This is a genomic window from Streptomyces nigrescens (genome assembly GCF_027626975.1).
GTDB classification, from domain to species: domain Bacteria; phylum Actinomycetota; class Actinomycetes; order Streptomycetales; family Streptomycetaceae; genus Streptomyces; species Streptomyces nigrescens.
In genome coordinates this window covers 8125794-8142995 of record NZ_CP114203.1, presented here as the reverse complement: position 1 = coordinate 8142995, position 17202 = coordinate 8125794, and the positions used below count along the sequence as shown (strand labels likewise).

Sequence of the window (17202 nt, the reverse complement as noted above, 5' to 3'; positions counted from 1 at the left end):
GCTGCGGCCCTCCAGGTGACGCCCGCGACGTGTGCACGTGCCATATCAGGAACTCCCGAACTCTCGCTCAATGAAGTCGAAGACCTCGTCGTCGCTCGCCGCGTCCAAGGTCGCGGCGACCGTCCCTGCCCCGTTGTCCTGCGCACCGCCCAGCCCCGCCAGAATGCTCTGCAGCCGGACGGCCAGCCGGTCCCGGGCGACCTCGTCCGTGGCGATCTCGGGCAGCGAGAGTTCCAGCCGGTCGAGACCGGCGAAGACGGAGAGGAGGCCGGACTGTTCTTCCCGTTCGCCGAGCAGTTCCGCACGGAGCTTCTCGGCGAGGACTTCCGAGGTCGGATAGTCGAAGACCAGGGTGGCCGGCAGCCGCAGCCCGGTGACCGTGGTCAGGATGTTGCGCAGCTCCACGGCGGTCAGCGAATCGAAGCCGAGTTCGCTGAACGGCCGCCCGCCGGGGACCTCTTCCGGCCCGGCGTAGCCCAGGACCGCGGCCACCTGCGTACGCACCACGGTGAGCAGCAGCTGCTGCTGCTCGACGTCGGTGAGCCCGGCGAGACGACGGCCCAGATCCCCGGCCATGGCCTTCCCGCCGGCGGCGGAGCGGCGGACGCGCGTCCGGACCAGGTCCCGCATGACCGGCGGCAGCATCCCTTCGGCGGCACGGGCGTGCAGCGCGGCGGTGTTCAGCCGGACCGGGATCAGCAGGCTCTCCGCCGACGCGGTCGCGGTGTCGAACAGGGCGAGCCCCTCGGCGGAGGTCAGCGCGTCGATGCCGCCACTGCTCATCCGCCGGAGGTCGGCCTCGTCGAGACCGCCGGTCATCTCACTGGTGTCGGCCCAGCGTCCCCAGGCGAGGGAGACCGCGGGCAGACCCAGTGAACGCCGGTACCCGGCAAGGGCGTCCAGGAAGCTGTTGGCCGCCGCGTAGTTGGCCTGCCCGGGGGCGCCGAGCACCCCGGCCGCGGAGGAGAACAGCACGAACGCGGAGAGCTCGCGGCCCTCGGTGAGTTCGTGCAGATTCACCGCGGCATCCACCTTGGGCGACAGCACCGCGTCGAGACGGTCCGGGGTGAGCGAGCCGATCACCCCGTCGTCCAGGACGCCCGCCGTGTGCACCACTCCGGTGAGCGGCGCTTCGGTGGGCAGGTCGGCGAGGACCCGGGCCAGGGCGTCCCGGTCGGCCGCGTCGCAGGCGACGATCTCCGCGCTCGCACCGAGCCCGGCGAGTTCCGCGCGCAGCTCCCCGGCCCCCTCGGCGGCCGGCCCCTGACGACTGATCAGCAGCAGCTTGCGCACTCCGTGTTCGGTGGCCAGATGCCGCGCCACCAGGGCACCCAGGGCGCCGGTGCCCCCGGTGATCAGCACGGTGCCCTCGGCATTCCACCTCGGCGCACCCTCCTGTCCGGGCGCGGCGAACCGGGCCAGCCTCGGTACGAAGACGCTCCCGCCGCGCAGCGCCACCTGCGGTTCGCCGGAGGCGACAGCGGCACGCAGCGCACGGGCGGCCTCGTCGCCACCGTCGGCCTCGGCATCGCTGTCTGCGTCGACAGGGGCATCGACGTCGATCAGCACGATCCGTTCCGGGTACTCCGACTGTGCGGACCGGACGAGCCCCCAGACCGCCGCTGCGGCCGGGGAGACCGTTTCGCCGTCGAGCAGGACCGCACCACGGGTGAGGATCACCAACCGCGAGTCGTAATACCGCTCCTCGGCGAGCCAGCTCTGCAGCCGCTCCAGCACCCGACGCGCGAGGTCATGCGCACCGTCGGCCAGGCCCTCCCGCGTGGTCTCCGGTACGGACCACAGCACCACGCCCGGGACATCGTCCTGTTCGGCGAGCGAGGGCCAGTCGAGCGCGGGGCAGTTGAACGCGGGCCAGTCGAGCGCGGCCGCGTCGAGGAGGGCCTTCAGACCGATCTCGTTCTCGTCCAGCACGGCCCAGCCCTCGGCCGCGACCGTCGTGGTGTCCGGCACCACCGGCATGTCCGGCACCGGCAGCGCGGTCCAGCGCAGCTGCAGCATCGAGTCACCGCGGCCACCGGCCAGTTGCTCGGTACGCACCGGCCGGACGGTCAGCGAGTCGACGGTGGCCACGAGCTCACCGGCGTCGTCGGAGACCATGACCCGCACTCCGTCGCCGGCCCGGGTCAGCGTGGTGCGCAGCGAGCGGGCGCCCACCGCGTGCAGCCGGATCCCGCGCCAGGCGAACGGCAGCCCCGATACGGCGTCGTCGAGCAGTCCGACGGTCTGCAGCGCGGCATCGAGCAGGGCCGGGTGCAGCGCGAACTTCGCCGCCTCCGCGGTCGCTTCCTCGGGCAGCGTGACCTCGGCGTAGACCTCGTCCCCGCGCCGCCAGGCAGCCTGGACGCCTTGGAACATGGGGCCGTAGCCGAATCCGGCGGCGGCCAGTTCGTCGTAGAAGCCGTCCACGGCGACGGGCTCGGCACCGGCCGGCGGCCAGCTCTCCCCACCGTCACCGACCGGCGCGGCGCTCCCGGCGGCCAGGACACCGACAGCGTGCCGGGTCCAGTTCTCCTCCTCCGCTTGCGCCTCCAGCCGGGAGTACACGGTCAGTTGCCGGCGATCGTCCTCATCGGGCTCCGCGACGACGATGCGCAGCTGCACTCCGCCCCGCTCCGGCAGAACCAGCGGTTCCTGGAGTGTCAGTTCCTCGATGAGGTCACAGTCGAGCTGGTCTCCGGCCTGGAGGGCCAGTTCGACAAGGGCGGTTCCCGGCAGCAGGACGGTGTCCATGACGGCGTGATCGGCCAGCCAGGGGTGCGTGGTCAGGGAGAGCCGCCCGGTCAGGACGACAGCATCCGGCAGGGTCACGGTGGCGCCGAGCAGCGGGTGATCGGCATTCCCCAGACCCGCGGCCGTCATATCGCCGGCTCCGGTGGCGCCCTCCAACCAGTAACGCCGACGCTGGAAGGCGTATGTCGGCAACTCCACGGTGCGGGCACCACGGAACAGCGGAGTCCAGTCCACCGGGACGCCCCGGGCGTGGACGACGCCGAGGCCATGCAGCAGGCTGACGGGTTCGGGACGGTCCTTGCGCAGGCTCGGCTGGAGGGTGGCGGTCTCCGGCAGAGTGTCCTGCCCCATGGCGGACAGCACACCGTCCGGGCCCAGTTCGAGGAACGTGGTCACGCCGTCGGCGTGTGCGGCCTGGATACCGTCGTGGAAACGGACGGCCTCACGGACGTGGCGAACCCAGTACTCCGGGTCGCGGAGTTCGACGGGGTCGGCGAGACGGCCGGTGACATTGGAGACCACCGGCAACTGCGCGTCGGAGTACGTGAGTTGCTCCAGGACCGTACGGAAGTCCGCCAGCATCGGCTCCATGAGCGGTGAGTGGAAGGCGTGGCTCACGCGCAGCCGCTTGACCTTGCGGCCCTCGGCCTCCAGGGCGGTGATGACCTCTTCCACTTCGGCCTCGGCGCCCGACAGGACGACGGACTCGGGGCCGTTGACGGCAGCGATGCCGACCTGCTCCCGGCCTTCCAGCAGCGGTGTTACGTCGTCCTCGGAGGCGCGCACCGACACCATGACACCGCCGGCCGGGAGGGCCTGCATCAGCCGACCACGGGCCGCGACGAGCTTCGCCGCATCCGCCAGGGACCACACACCCGCCAGATAGGCAGCCGTGACCTCACCGATGGAGTGGCCCAGCAGCACTGCGGGAGTCACACCATGGGACTCGACGAGACGGAAGAGAGCGACCTCCAATGCGAACAGTGCCGCCTGGGCGTACTGCGTCTGATCGAGCAGCTCTCCCTCGCCCCAGACCACCTCACTCAGCGGCCGCGGCAGCAGACCATCCAGCTCCGCACACACCTCATCCCAGGCCCGAGCAAACACCGGATAGGTCTCATACAGCTCCCGGCCCATCCCCAGCCGCTGCGCACCCTGACCCGTGAACAGCACACCGAGTCGGGGGTCTCCGATGACGTCTGCGTCCGGGGTCATCTTCCGTAGGGCGGCAAGGAATTCCTCACGGTCGGTGCCCAGCACGACGGCGCGGTGGTCCAGGGGGGTGCGGGTGGTGACCAGCGAGTACCCGATGTCGACGGGGCTCAGCTCCGGTTGTGCTTCCACATAGGACGCCAGCCGTTCGGCCTGTGCGGCGAGGGACTCCGCGGAGCGGGCGGAGAGCACCCAGGGCACGACACCGGTGCCGGTGTCAGTGCCGGTGTCAGTGTCGGAGGCGGTGTCGGAGGCGGTGTCCGCACCGGAGCCGGTGCCGGAGCCGGTCGCTGTGGGCTCCTCGGCTGCCGGTCGGGGCGCCTCTTCCAGCACGACATGCGCGTTGGTGCCGCTGATGCCGAAGGAGGACACGCCCGCCCGGCGCGGCCGGCCGGTGGTCGGCCAGTCGCGGGCCTCGGTGAGCAGTTCGACCGCGCCGGCCGACCAGTCGACGTGTGAGGAGGGCTCATCGACATGCAGGGTCCGCGGAAGGACACCGCGCCGCATGGCAAGGACCATCTTCATCACACCGGCGACACCGGCCGCGGCCTGAGTGTGCCCGATGTTCGACTTGACCGTACCCAGCCACAGCGGCTCTTCCCGGTCCTGCCCGTAGGTCGCGAGCAGCGCCTGGGCCTCGATGGGGTCACCGAGCGTCGTACCGGTGCCGTGCGCCTCCACCGCGTCCACCTCGGACGGCGACAGCCCCGCACCGGCCAGCGCCTGCCGGATCACCCGCTGCTGCGAGGGACCGTTCGGCGCGGTCAGACCGTTGGACGCACCATCCTGGTTCACCGCCGAACCCCGCACCACCGCCAGGACCGGATGCCCGTGACGTATCGCGTCGGAGAGCCGCTCGACGAGGAGCATCCCGGCGCCCTCGGCGAGGGTGGTGCCGTCGGCCGAGGAGGCGAACGCCTTGACCCGGCCGTCGCTCGCGAGGTTCCGCTGCCGCGAGAAGTCGACGAAGGTGCCCGGCGTCGCCATCACCGAGGCGCCACCCGCCAGTGCGAGCTCGCACTCCCCCGCCCGCAGCGCCTGCATCGCCTGATGCAGCGCCACCAGCGAAGACGAACAGGCCGTGTCCACGGTGACCGCGGCCCCTTCGAGACCGAAGGTGTACGCCACCCGGCCGGAGGCCACACTGCCGGACGTTCCCGTGCCGAGGTGTCCTTCGACCTCCTCCGGTATGGAGTCGGTCTGCAGGCCGTAATCGTGGTACATGATGCCGGCGAAGACACTGGTCCGGCTGCCGTGCAGGGAGGCCGGGGCGATCCCGGCCCGCTCGACGGCCTCCCAGGAGATCTCCAGCAGGAGCCGCTGCTGCGGGTCCATCGCCAGCGCCTCGCGCGGGGAGATCCCGAAGAATGCGGGGTCGAACTCGCCCGCGTCGTAAAGGAATCCGCCGTCACGGGTGTAGGTCTTGCCGGGCAGACCGGGCTCGGGATCGTAGAGCCGGTCCATGTCCCAGCCACGGTCGGTGGGGAACTCTCCGATGGCGTCGGTACCGGCGGCCAGCAGCTGCCAGAGCTCCTCGGGCGAGGTGACACCACCGGGGTATCGGCAGGCCATACCGACGATCGCGATGGCCTCCTCGTCCGTGGCGCCGGGCCGCGCGACGGGGACGACCGCTGCCTCTTCCTCCAGCAGCTCGCGACGCAGGTAATCGGTGAGCGCGCGTGGTGTCGGGTAGTCGAACACCAAAGTGGCGGGCAGCCGCAGTCCAGTGGCCCCGGTCAGCCGGTTCCGCAGTTCCACGGCGGTGAGTGAATCGAATCCGAGGTCCTTGAATACCTGGTCGGTACGGACCGCACCGGAGTTGTCGTAGCCCAGTACGGCCGCGACCTGCGTGGTCACCAGGTCGAGCAGCAGCTCCTCGCGGTCCTCGGCCGGGAGTCCGGCCAGCCTCTCCCGCAGGGACGCGGCCTCCCCGGCCACTGCTGTCGCGCGCCGCACCGGAACCCGTACGACGTTCCGCAGCACCGCCGGCACCGCACCGGAGGCGGCCAGCCCCCGCAGGTCGAGCCGGATCGGTACGAGCAGACCGGAGCCGGGCGCGGCACAGGCGAGGTCGAACAGGGCCACACCTTCGGCCTGGTCGAGCGCGAGCGCACCGCCGCGGGCCATCCGCCGGACATCGTCGGAGCCGACCTCGCGGGTCATCGCACTGCGTTCTGCCCAGAATCCCCAGGCCAGGGAGGTACCCGGCTGACCGCTGAGGCGACGGTGCTGAGCAAGCGCGTCGAGGAACGTATTCGCCGCGGCGTAGTTGCCCTGTCCGGCGCTGCCGAGCACACCGGCGGCCGACGAGAACACCACGAACGCTGTCAGGTCCAGGTCCTGGGTCAGCTCGTGCAGGTTCCAGGCCGCGTCGACCTTCGGCCGGAGCACGGTGTCGAGGCGCTCGGGATTCAGCGAACCGATCACGCCGTCGTCCAGGACACCGGCCGTGTGCACCACGCCCGTCAGCGGCATGTCGGTCGGGATGCCGGCCAGCAGCGCCGCCAGTGCCTCCCGGTCAGCGGCGTCGCAGGCGACCACATCTACCCGGGCACCAAGCTCGGTCAGCTCGGACCGCAGCTCACGGGCGCCGTCAGCCTCCAGGCCGCGACGGCTGGTCAACACCAGGCTGCGGACCCCGTGTTCAGCAATCAGATGCCGGGCGAACAGCGCACCCAGCGTTCCCGTGCCACCGGTGATCAGTACCGTACCCGTGGCATCCCACACCGGCGCACGCTCGGCCTCGGACGGAACAGCCCGAACCAGCCGCGGCACGGAAACAACCCCGTCCCGGACCGCCAACTGCGGCTCACCCGAAGCAACCGCCGCGGCAATGGCCTCCACCGAGGTCTGACGCTCATCAAGATCGAGGAGAACGAACTGGTCCGGGTTCTCGGTCTGCGCGGAACGCAGCAGACCCCATATCGCGGCACCCACCGCGTCCAGCGGCTCCCCCGCCACCGAAACGGCACCGCGAGTCGCCACTATCAGCTTCGAACGGACACAACGCTCATCGGCCAGCCAGGACTGGACGCTCTCCAGCACCCGGCCCACCGTGGCACGCACCGCCGCCGGAACCTCCAGCGCACCATCCGCACCCTCCGCGCCCTCCGCGCCAGGCACCGCAAGCACGACACACTCCGGCACCTCCACAAGCTCACTCAGCACGTCCGCAGTCGACGCGCCCAACGCCGCAGCCAACGCCACGTCATCGCCCAGCACCGCCCACGAACCCGCCACCGGCCCGGACCCGAGCGGCAACACCGACCACTCGACGGTGAACAGGGCATCGCTGCCCGTGCCTTCGCTGAGCTGGCCGGCTGTCACCGGCCTGGTCACCAGGGAGTCCACAGAGGCGACCACGGTGCCGGTGCCATCGGCGACCAGGACCGAGAAACCGCCGCCGGCCGGGGTCAGCTTCACCCGCAGTGCGGCCGCTCCTACGGCGTGCAGGCGGACCGTGTTCCAGACGAACGGCAGCTGGGCCTGTCCCCCGGCCGCGGTGGCCGGGTGGAGGCCGATCGCATGCAGCGCCGAGTCGAGCAGGGCCGGATGCAGCCCGTACTTCGCCGCGTCCGCCGCCACGTCCTCGGGCAGCGCGACCTCGGCGAAGATCTCCTCGCCACGCTGCCAGGCGGCGCCCAGGCCCTGGAACACCGGGCCGTAACTCATACCCACCGCGGCGAACTCGTCGTATACGCCGGTCACGGAGACCGGCTCGGCGCCGAGGGGAGGCCAGCTCTCCTCACCGAAGTCCACCGGTTCGGCACCCACGGAGAGGATGCCGGTGGCGTGCCGGGTCCACTGTTGGTCTGCCGGAGCCTCCTCGACACGCGAGAACACGCCGACCTCCCGGCGGCCGTCCGCATCGGACTCGGCGACGGTGACCCGGAGTTGGAGACCTCCGGTCGCCGGGACGATCAGCGGGGCCTCAAGGGTGAGCTCCTCCAGCAGATCGCAGCCGACCTGGTCCCCGGCCCGGATGGCCAGTTCCACCAGCCCGGTCCCGGGGAGCAGCACAGTGTCCAGTACGGAGTGATCGGCCAGCCAGGGGTGCGTGGTCAGCGACAGCCGGCCACTGAACAGGAAGCCGTCGGAGTCCGGCAGCGCCATCGCAGCACCGAGCAGCGGATGATCGGCCGCATCGAGTCCGAGCCCCGAGGCGTCTCCGCCGAAGAACACACCGGAAGGCCAGTAGCGCTGCCGTTGGAAGGCGTAGGTGGGCAGGTCGACCCGACGTCCGGCCGGCAGCAGGGTGCTCCAGTCCACCGGAACGCCATGCGCCCAGAGCTGGCCGAGCGACTGCGCGAAACGGGACCAGCCGCCCTCGTCGCGGCGGAGAGATCCCGTCACCACGACGGGGCTGCCCGCCTCCTGTGCGGTGTCTTCGATTCCCGGCGTCAGGACGGGGTGCGCACTGCATTCGACGAATACGCCGTGCCCGTCGGCCAGGAGCGCCTGGATGGCTTCCTCGAACCGCACCGTATTGCGCAGGTTCTCGAACCAGTACCCGGCGTCCAGCTCCTCGCCGGAGACGACCGTGGCATTCACCGCGGAGTAGAACGGGATCCGGCCTTCAGCAGGGCTCACCTCGGCCAGGACCGTCGCGAGCTCCTCGCGCAGCTCCTCGACCTGGGCACCGTGCGAGGCGTAATCCACCGGAACCTGCCGGGCCCGCACCTCCTGCTCAGCACACTCCGCCAGCAGTTCCTGCAAGGCCTCCGGTTCTCCTGAAACCACCGTCGACGACGGGCCGTTGATCGCGGCGATAGATATCCGCTCGCCCCACTTGGCGATGCGGTCCTGCACCGCCTCACGCGAGCCGGCAACCGAGACCATGCCACCACGCCCGGCAAGAACCCGCCCGATGGCCTGACTGCGCAACGCCACCACCCGGGCACCATCACGCAGCGACAAAATCCCCGCCACACAGGCCGCGGCAATCTCACCCTGAGAGTGACCCACCACAGCCGACGGCACCACACCGCAGTCCTCCCAGACCGCAGCCAGCGACACCATCACCGCCCACAGGACAGGCTGCACCACATCAACCCGCGCCAGCATGTCCTCGTCGGACAGAACCTCATCCAACTTCCAGGACACAAACTCCGACAGCGCCTCACCACACTCAGCCATCCGACCCGCGAACACCGGGGAGGAATCGCGGAGTTCATCCGCCATCCCCAGCCACTGCGACCCCTGACCAGGGAACACCAGCGCCACACGCGTCCCGGCTCCGGTGCCGGTCGAACCCCGCACCACACCCGCCGGATCCGCCCCCGCAGCCACACCCTTCAGCCCGGCAAGAAGCTCCGCACCGTCAGCGCCGAGCACCACGGACCGGTACTCCAACCCCGCCCGCGAACTCAGCAGCGAGAACCCCACATCAGCAGGATCAAGCTCCGGACGGCCCTCCGGACGGCCCTCCGGACGGCCTTCCAAACGGCCCTCCACGAACGACGCCAACCGCTCCGCCTGCGCCGCCAACGCCTGCTCCGAACGCGCCGACAGCACCCACGGCACCACCCCGGCCCGCGCCGCCGCCTCAGCCGCCTCAGCCGGCTCGCCCTGAACCGGCTCCACAGCCACCGGTTCCACAGCCACCGGCTCAGAGGCAGGTGCCTGCTCCAGCACGACATGGGCGTTCGTTCCGCTGATGCCGAACGACGACACTCCGGCCCGACGCGGCTGACCGCTCTCGGGCCAGTCCCTGGCCTCCGTCAGCAGTTCCACCGCGCCCGCGGACCAGTCCACGTGCGACGACGGCTCATCGACATGCAGCGTCTTCGGCAGCACACCGTGCCGCAGCGCCATGACCATCTTGATGACACCGGCCGCACCGGCCGCGGACTGGGTGTGTCCGATGTTGGACTTGATGGACCCGAGCCACAGCGGCCGGTCCTCGGGGCGGTCCTGGCCGTAGGTCGCCAGCAGCGCCTGGGCCTCGATCGGGTCGCCCAGCGTCGTGCCGGTGCCGTGGGCCTCCACCGCGTCGACCTGACCAGCGGCCACTCCCGCATTGGCGAGGGCCTGACGGATCACCCGCTGCTGCGAGGGACCGTTCGGCGCGGTCAGACCATTCGAGGCACCGTCCTGGTTCACCGCCGAACCCCGCACCACCGCAAGGACGCGATGGCCGTTGCGCTGAGCGTCGGACAGTCGCTCCACCAGCAGCATTCCGGCGCCCTCGCCCCAGCCCGTGCCGTCGGCGGCGTCCGCGAAGGGCTTGCAGCGGCCGTCCGCGGCGAGGCCGCGCTGGCGGGAGAACTCGATGAACACGTCCGGGGTGGCCAGCACCGTGACACCACCGGCCAGGGCCAGCGAGCACTCGCCGGAGCGCAGCGCCTGGATGGCCAGATGCAGGGCCACCAAGGAGGACGAGCAGGCCGTGTCCACGGTCAGCGCCGGGCCCTCGAGGCCGAAGGAGTAGGAGATACGGCCGGAGACGACGCTGCCCGCGGTGCCGGTGCTTGCGTAGCCCTCGGTCTGGTCGAACACCGGGGCCAGTTGGGTCGAGTAGTCATCGGAGGTCGCGCCGGCGAACACTCCGGTCTTGGTGCCGCGGACCGACTGGGGGTCGATACCGGCGCTCTCGAAGGCTTCCCAGGAGGTCTCCAGCAGCAGTCGCTGCTGCGGGTCCATGGCCAGGGCCTCGCGCGGTGAGATCCCGAAGAAGGCGGGGTCGAAGCCGGTGACATCCGCGAGGAAGCCGCCAGCGCGCGCATAGGAGGTGCCACGGTGGTCGGGGTCCGGGTGGTACAGCTCGTCGAGATTCCAGCCCCGGTCCGCGGGGAAGCCGGACAGCGCGTCGGTGCCGTCGGTGAGCAGCCGCCAGAGGTCCTCGGGCGACTCCACCCCGCCGGGGTAGCGGCAGGCCATGCCGACGATGGCGATCGGCTCGTCGTCGGCGGCACCGGCGGCCCGCACGGGCGCCAGGGTGTCGTCCTGCCGGCCGAGCAGCTCGCCGCGCAAGTGGTGCATGAGGGCGAGCGAGTTCGGATAGTCGAAGACGAGGGTCGCGGGCAGCCGCAGTGCGGTGCCGCTGTTGATCCGGTTGCGCAGCTCCACCGCGGTCAGCGAGTCGAAGCCGAGTTCGGAGAAGGCCCGCTCGGCCTCCACCGCCTCCGGGCCCGGATAGCCGAGCACCGCGGCCACCTGCGTACGGACCAGGTCCAGCAGGGCCCGGTCCTGGTCGGCCGTGGACAGTGCGGTGAGCCGCTGGACGAGGGTGTTGCCGGATTCCGTTCCGGTGACGGCCGAGGCGGCGCGCCGGGACGGGGCGCGCACCAGACCGCTGAGCACGGGCGGCAGTTCCGCCGCGGCGAGCCCCTTGAGGTCCAGCTTGGCGGGCGCGACCACCGCGCGGGCGACGGTGGCGGCCGCGTCGTACAGTGCGACGCCCTCCTCCGAGGTCATCGGCAGGACACCACCGGAGGCGGCGCGCCGCACATCGTGCTCGGCCAGCTTCCCGGTCATGGCGCTGGCCTCGGCCCACAGGCCCCACGGCAGGGAGAGCGCGGGCAGGCCGAGCGCGCGGCGGTGTGCGGCCAGGGAGTCCAGGAAGGTGTTCGCGGCAGCGTAGTTGCCCTGCCCCGGACCGCCGAACACCCCGGACACCGAGGAGAACAGGACGAAGGCGGAGAGGTCGAGGTCCTTGGTGAGCTCGTGGAGGTGCCAGGCACCGTCCACCTTCGGCCGCAGGACGTCGTCGAGCCGTTCCGGGGTGAGCGAGTCGATCACTCCGTCGGAGAGCACCCCGGCGGTGTGCACCACACCGGTCAGCGGGGTCTCCGCGGGGATACCGGCGAGCAGCGTGGCCACGGCGTCCCGGTCGGCGATGTCGCAGGCACCCAGGGTGACCTCGGCGCCGAGCGCGGTGAGTTCGGCGCTCAGACCGGCCGCGCCGGGCGCCTCGGCGCCGCGTCGGCTGACCAGCAGCAGGTGGCGCACACGGTGCTCGGCCACAAGGTGGCGGGCGATGACCGCGGCGAGGGTGCCACTGGCCCCGGTGATCAGCACCGTGCCGTCCGGGTGCGGCGCCGGCGGGATGGTGAGGACGACCTTGCCGACCTGGCGCGCCTGGCTGATGTACCGGAAGGCCTCCGGGGCGCGGCGCACATCCCAGGTGGTGAGGGGCAGCGGGCGCAGCACACCGCGTTCGAAGAGGGAGAGGAGGGCGGCGAACATCTCGCGGGTGCGTGCCGGCCCGGCCTCGGGGAGGTCGAAGGCGCGGTAGCGGACGCCGGGGTAGGCGGCGGCGACCTCGTCCGCGTCCCGGACATCGGCCTTGCCCATCTCGATGAACCGGCCGCCCGAGGGCAGCAGGCGCAGGGAGGCGTCCACGTACTCACCGACCAGGGAGTCGAGGACGACATCCATGCCGCGGCCTCCGGTGGCGGCGAGGAACTCGTTCTCGAAGTCCAGGGTCCGGGAGGAGGCGATGTGGTCGTCGTCCAGGCCGAGTTGGCGCAGGGCGTCCCACTTCGCGGGGCTGGCGGTGCCGTACACCTCGGCGCCGAGGTGGGTGGCCAGCTGGACCGCGGCCATGCCCACGCCACCGGCGGCGGAGTTCACCAGTACGGTGTCCCCCGGCTGCACCCCGGCCAGATCGACCAGGGCGTAGTAGGCGGTGAGGAAGACGATCGGGGTGGCCGCGGCCTCGGCGAAGGACCAGCCCTCCGGGATGCGGACGATGGCGCGGTGGTCGGCGACGGCGAGGGGCCCAAAGGCCTCGGTGAACGTCCCCATCACGCGGTCGCCGGGGGCGAGGCCGGTCACGCCGGAGCCGACCTCGACGATCACGCCGGCCCCTTCCAGGCCCATCGGTCCGGCGTCGCCGGGGTACATGTCCAGGGCGCTGAGGACATCGCGGAAGTTGAGGCCGGCGGCGCGCACCTCGATCCGGACGTGGTGCCCGGCGAGTGACCCACAGGCCCGGTCGCTGTCCACGAGCGCGAGGGCGTCCAGGTTGCCCTTGGCGGTGCTGGCGAGCTGCCAGGCCGGACCGTCCGGCGGGGTCAGGGGGGCGGTGGAGGCGGCCTTGACCAGACGGGTGGCGTGCAGCGTGCCGGCGCGCAGCGCGAGCTGCGGTTCGCCGGAGGCGACGGCGGCGGGCAGGGCGCGGCGGGACGCGTCCTCGTCGTCGAGGTCGATGAGCAGGAAGCGGTCCGGGTTCTCGGTCTGCGCCGAGCGGACGAGCCCCCACACCGGGGCGGGTGCGAGGTCCGGGCCGCGCTCGTCGGTGACGGAGACCGCGCCCCGGGTGAGGATGACGAGCCGGGACGCGGCGAACCGCTCCTCGGCCAGCCAGTCGCGCAGGGCGGCCAGGGTCCGGGTGGTGGTCTCCCGCACCTGGTCCGGCAGTTCGCCGGGGGTGGTCTCCGGAAGCGCCCAGAGCACGGTGGCCGGCACGGTGTCCCGCGCGGCGAGGGCCGCGAAGTCCTCGGCCGTCACCACCTCGGCGCCGCCGGCGCGCAGCGTTGTGGCCAGGGTCTCGGTGCCGCTGCCGACGGCCGCCCAGGTGGCCGGGGCGGGGGCGGCGGCTTCGGGCAGTGTGATCCAGTCGAGGTGGAAGAGGGAGGACCAGCGGTCGCGGGCGGGGGCCGTGAGAGTGCCGGAGACGGGCCGGATCGCCAGGGAGTCGACGGTGGCGACGGGCGCTCCGGTGTCGTCGGCGACGAGGACCGCGACCCCGCCGTCCGGCGACGGGGAGAGCCGGGCACGCAGGGTGGCCGCGCCGACGGCGTGCAGCCGGACCCCGGTCCAGGAGAACGGCAGGCCGGGCCCGCCCTTGGTGAGGGCCGCGCCGAGGCTCACGGTCTGTACGGCGGCGTCGAGCAGGGCCGGATGCAGACCGAACCGGCTGGCCTGTTCGGCCGCGTCCGCGGGCAGGGCGACCTCGGCGAACACCTCGTCACCGCGCCGCCATGCGGCCCGCACGCCCTGGAACACCGGGCCGTACGCGAACCCGGCGGCGGACAGCTCCTCGTAGAAGCCGTCCACGGCGACGGGCTCGGCCGCGGCGGGCGGCCAGGACTCCTCGAACACGGGAGGTGTGCCGGTGCCGGCGGCCGTGGTGAGGAACCCGGTGGCGTGCTGGGTCCAGGGCTCATCGCTTTCGGCGTCCTCGTGGCGGGAGAACACCGAGATCTCCCGGCGGCCGTCCGCGGCGGCCTCACCGACGGTGACGCGCGTCTGCACCGCGCCCCGGTCGGGGAGGGTCAGGGGTGTCTGGAGGGTGAGTTCCTCCAGGAGGTCGCAGCCGACCTGGTCCCCGGCGCGGATGGCGAGTTCGACCAGCGCGGTGCCCGGTACCAGTACGGTGCCGGAGACCGCGTGGTCGGCGAGCCAGGGGTGGGTGGCCAGCGCCAGCCGGCCGGTGAAGAGGAAACCGTCGGAGTCGGGCAGCGCCACGGCCGCGCCGAGGAGGGGGTGTCCGGCCGGACCGAGTCCGGCGGCCGTCACATCTCCGGCACCGGCGGATCCTTCGAGCCAGTACCGCTCGCGCTGGAAGGCGTAGGTGGGCAGGGCTGTCCGCCGGCCGCCCTGGAGCTGTGCGGTCCAGTCCACGGTGGCACCGCGGACGTGGGCGCCGGCGAGGGTTTCGCGCAGGGCCTGGGGTTCGGGGCGGTCCTCGCGCAGACTCGGCTGGAACGCGACGGTCTCCGGCAGACAGTCCTGGCCCATGGCGGAGAGCACCCCACCGGGGCCGAGCTCCACGAAGAGGTCCACGCCTTCGCGGTGCGCGGCACGGATGCCGTCGTGGAAGCGCACGGCCTCCCGGACATGGCGCACCCAGTACGACGGATCGCGCAGTTCCTCGGGCTCGGCAAGGCGTCCGGTCACATTGGACACCACCGCGAGCTGCGGTTCCTGGTAGGTGAGCTGCTCGGCGACCGCACGGAACTCGGCGAGCATCGGCTCCATGAGCGGCGAGTGGAAGGCATGGCTCACCCGCAGCCGCTTGACCTTACGGCCCTCGGCCTCCAGAGCGGCGACGACCGTCTCCACCTCGGCCTCGGCACCCGAAAGCACGACGGACTCGGGGCCGTTGACCGCCGCGATCCCGACCTGCTCCCGGCCCTCCAGCAGCGGTGCGACCTCGTCCTCCGACGCCCGCACCGACACCATGACGCCACCGGCCGGCAGCGCCTGCATCAGCCGCCCACGCGCCGCGACCAGCTTCGCCGCATCCGCCAGCGACCAGACGCCCGCCAGATAGGCCGCCGTGACCTCACCGATGGAGTGACCCAGCAGGACGTCCGGGGTCAGGCCCCAGGACCGCATGAGCCGGTAGAGCGCGACCTCGACGGTGAACAGGGCGGCCTGGGCGTACTGGGTCTGGTGGAGGAGTTGCTGCTCTTCTCCCCAGACGACCTCCCGCAAGGGCCGGGGCAGGTGCGGGTCGAGTTCCGCGCACACCTCGTCCCAGGCCAGCGCGAAGACCGGATACGTCTCGTACAGCTCACGGCCCATACCCAGCCGCTGCGATCCCTGGCCGGTGAACAGCACACCGACCCGGCCGTCGCCCGCGACACCGCACAGCGCACCGGCGGCATCGGCACCACGCTCGGCCAACTCCTCGACACAGGCGAGGAGTTCATCCCGTCCGGTACCGAAGACGACCGCGCGGTGCTCCAGCGCGGCGCGGCCGGTCACCAGGGAGAACCCGATGTCGGCCGGGTCCAGGTCCGGCCGGTCGGCCACGAAGGACGTCAGCGCACGGGCCTGCGCGGCAAGGGCCTGCCGGGAACGGGCGGACAGTACCCAGGGCAGCACCGCGGGTGCCACCGGGGCGGCGGACACCACCGGGCCTTCTTCCGGGGCCGGTTCGAGTTCCGGGGCCGGCTCCGGGGCCTGTTCGAGGATGACATGGGCGTTGGTGCCGCTGATCCCGAAGGACGACACCCCCGACCTGCGGGGGCGGCCGGTCTCCGGCCAGTCGCGTGCCTCGGTGAGCAGGCGCACCTCGCCGGCCGACCAGTCGACATGCGGGGTGGGCTCGTCCACGTACAGCGTCTTGGGCAGCACGCCGTGTTGCAGGGCCATGACCATCTTGATGACCCCGGCAGCTCCCGCGGCCGCCTGGGTGTGCCCGATGTTGGACTTCACCGAGCCGAGCCAGAGCGGCTGGTCGGCGGGCCGGTCCTGCCCGTAGGTCGCAAGCAGGGCCTGGGCCTCGATGGGGTCGCCGAGGGTCGTGCCGGTGCCGTGCGCCTCCACGGCGTCGATCTGGTCGGCCGCCAGCCGGCTGCTGGCCAGGGCCTGCAGGATCACACGCTGCTGTGCGGGGCCGTTGGGGGCGGTGAGACCGTTGGACGCACCGTCCTGGTTCACCGCCGAACCCCGCACCACCGCGAGCACCGGGTGGCCGTTGCGCTGGGCGTCCGACAGCCGCTCCACCAGCAGCAGTCCGGCGCCCTCGCCCCAGCCCGTGCCGTCCGCGGCACCGGCGAAGGCCTTGCACCGGCCGTCCTCGGCGAGCCCGCGCTGCCGGGAGAACTCCACGAACAGATCGGGGGTCGACATCACCGACACACCGCCGGCCACGGCCAGCGAGCACTCCCCGGCGCGCAGGGCCTGCATCGCCCAGTGCAGCGCCACCAGCGAGGAGGAACAGGCGGTGTCCACGGTGATCGCCGGACCTTCGAGGCCGAAGGTGTAGGCGATGCGGCCGGACAGCACACTCGCCGAGGCGCCGGTGACGCCGTAGCCCTCGGCGACCTCGGGCGCCACCCGCAGCTGCGAGGCGTAGTCCTGGTAGTTCACGCCGACGAACACGCCGGTCCGGCTGCCGCGCAGCGAGAGCCCGTCGATACCCGCCCGCTCGAAGGTCTCCCAGGAGGCTTCGAGCAGCAGCCGCTGCTGCGGGTCCATCGCGGTCGCCTCACGCGGCGAGATCCCGAAGAAGCCGGCATCGAACTCGCCGACGCCGTCCAGGAAGCCGCCCTCGCGGACGTAGGAGGTGCCGCGGTGGTCGGGGTCCGGGTGGTACAGGCTCTCCACATCCCAGCCGCGGTCGGCCGGGAAGGCTGTCATGGCGTCGGTGCCGGAGGCCAGGATGCGCCAGAGTTCCTCGGGAGAGTTCGCGCCGGGGAACCGGCATGCCATCGCGACGATCGCGATCGGCTCCCGCATCGCGCCCGCGAGCTTGCGGTTCTGTTCACGCAACCGTTCGGTCTCCTTGAGCGATGCTCGCAGAGCCTCAGCGACGCGGTCTTTCTGCACGGCCATCGTGAA

General features: G+C 72.0%; 1 protein-coding gene. It reads right to left on the bottom strand.

Translation table 11 applies throughout. From position 1 onward, the window contains the following. Window positions 1-45 precede the first annotated feature (45 nt). Window positions 46-17196, bottom strand: coding sequence for a type I polyketide synthase (locus STRNI_RS35865; protein WP_277412714.1), 17151 nt, complete (start codon window positions 17194-17196; stop codon window positions 46-48). Between the last annotated feature and the right edge of the window lie 6 nt (window positions 17197-17202).

Bases quoted from the DNA above. Each gene is read 5' to 3' on its own strand.
- STRNI_RS35865 (WP_277412714.1), bottom strand. From the start codon at position 17,196: ATGGCCGTGCAGAAAGACCGCGTCGCTGAGGCTCTGCGAGCATCGCTC.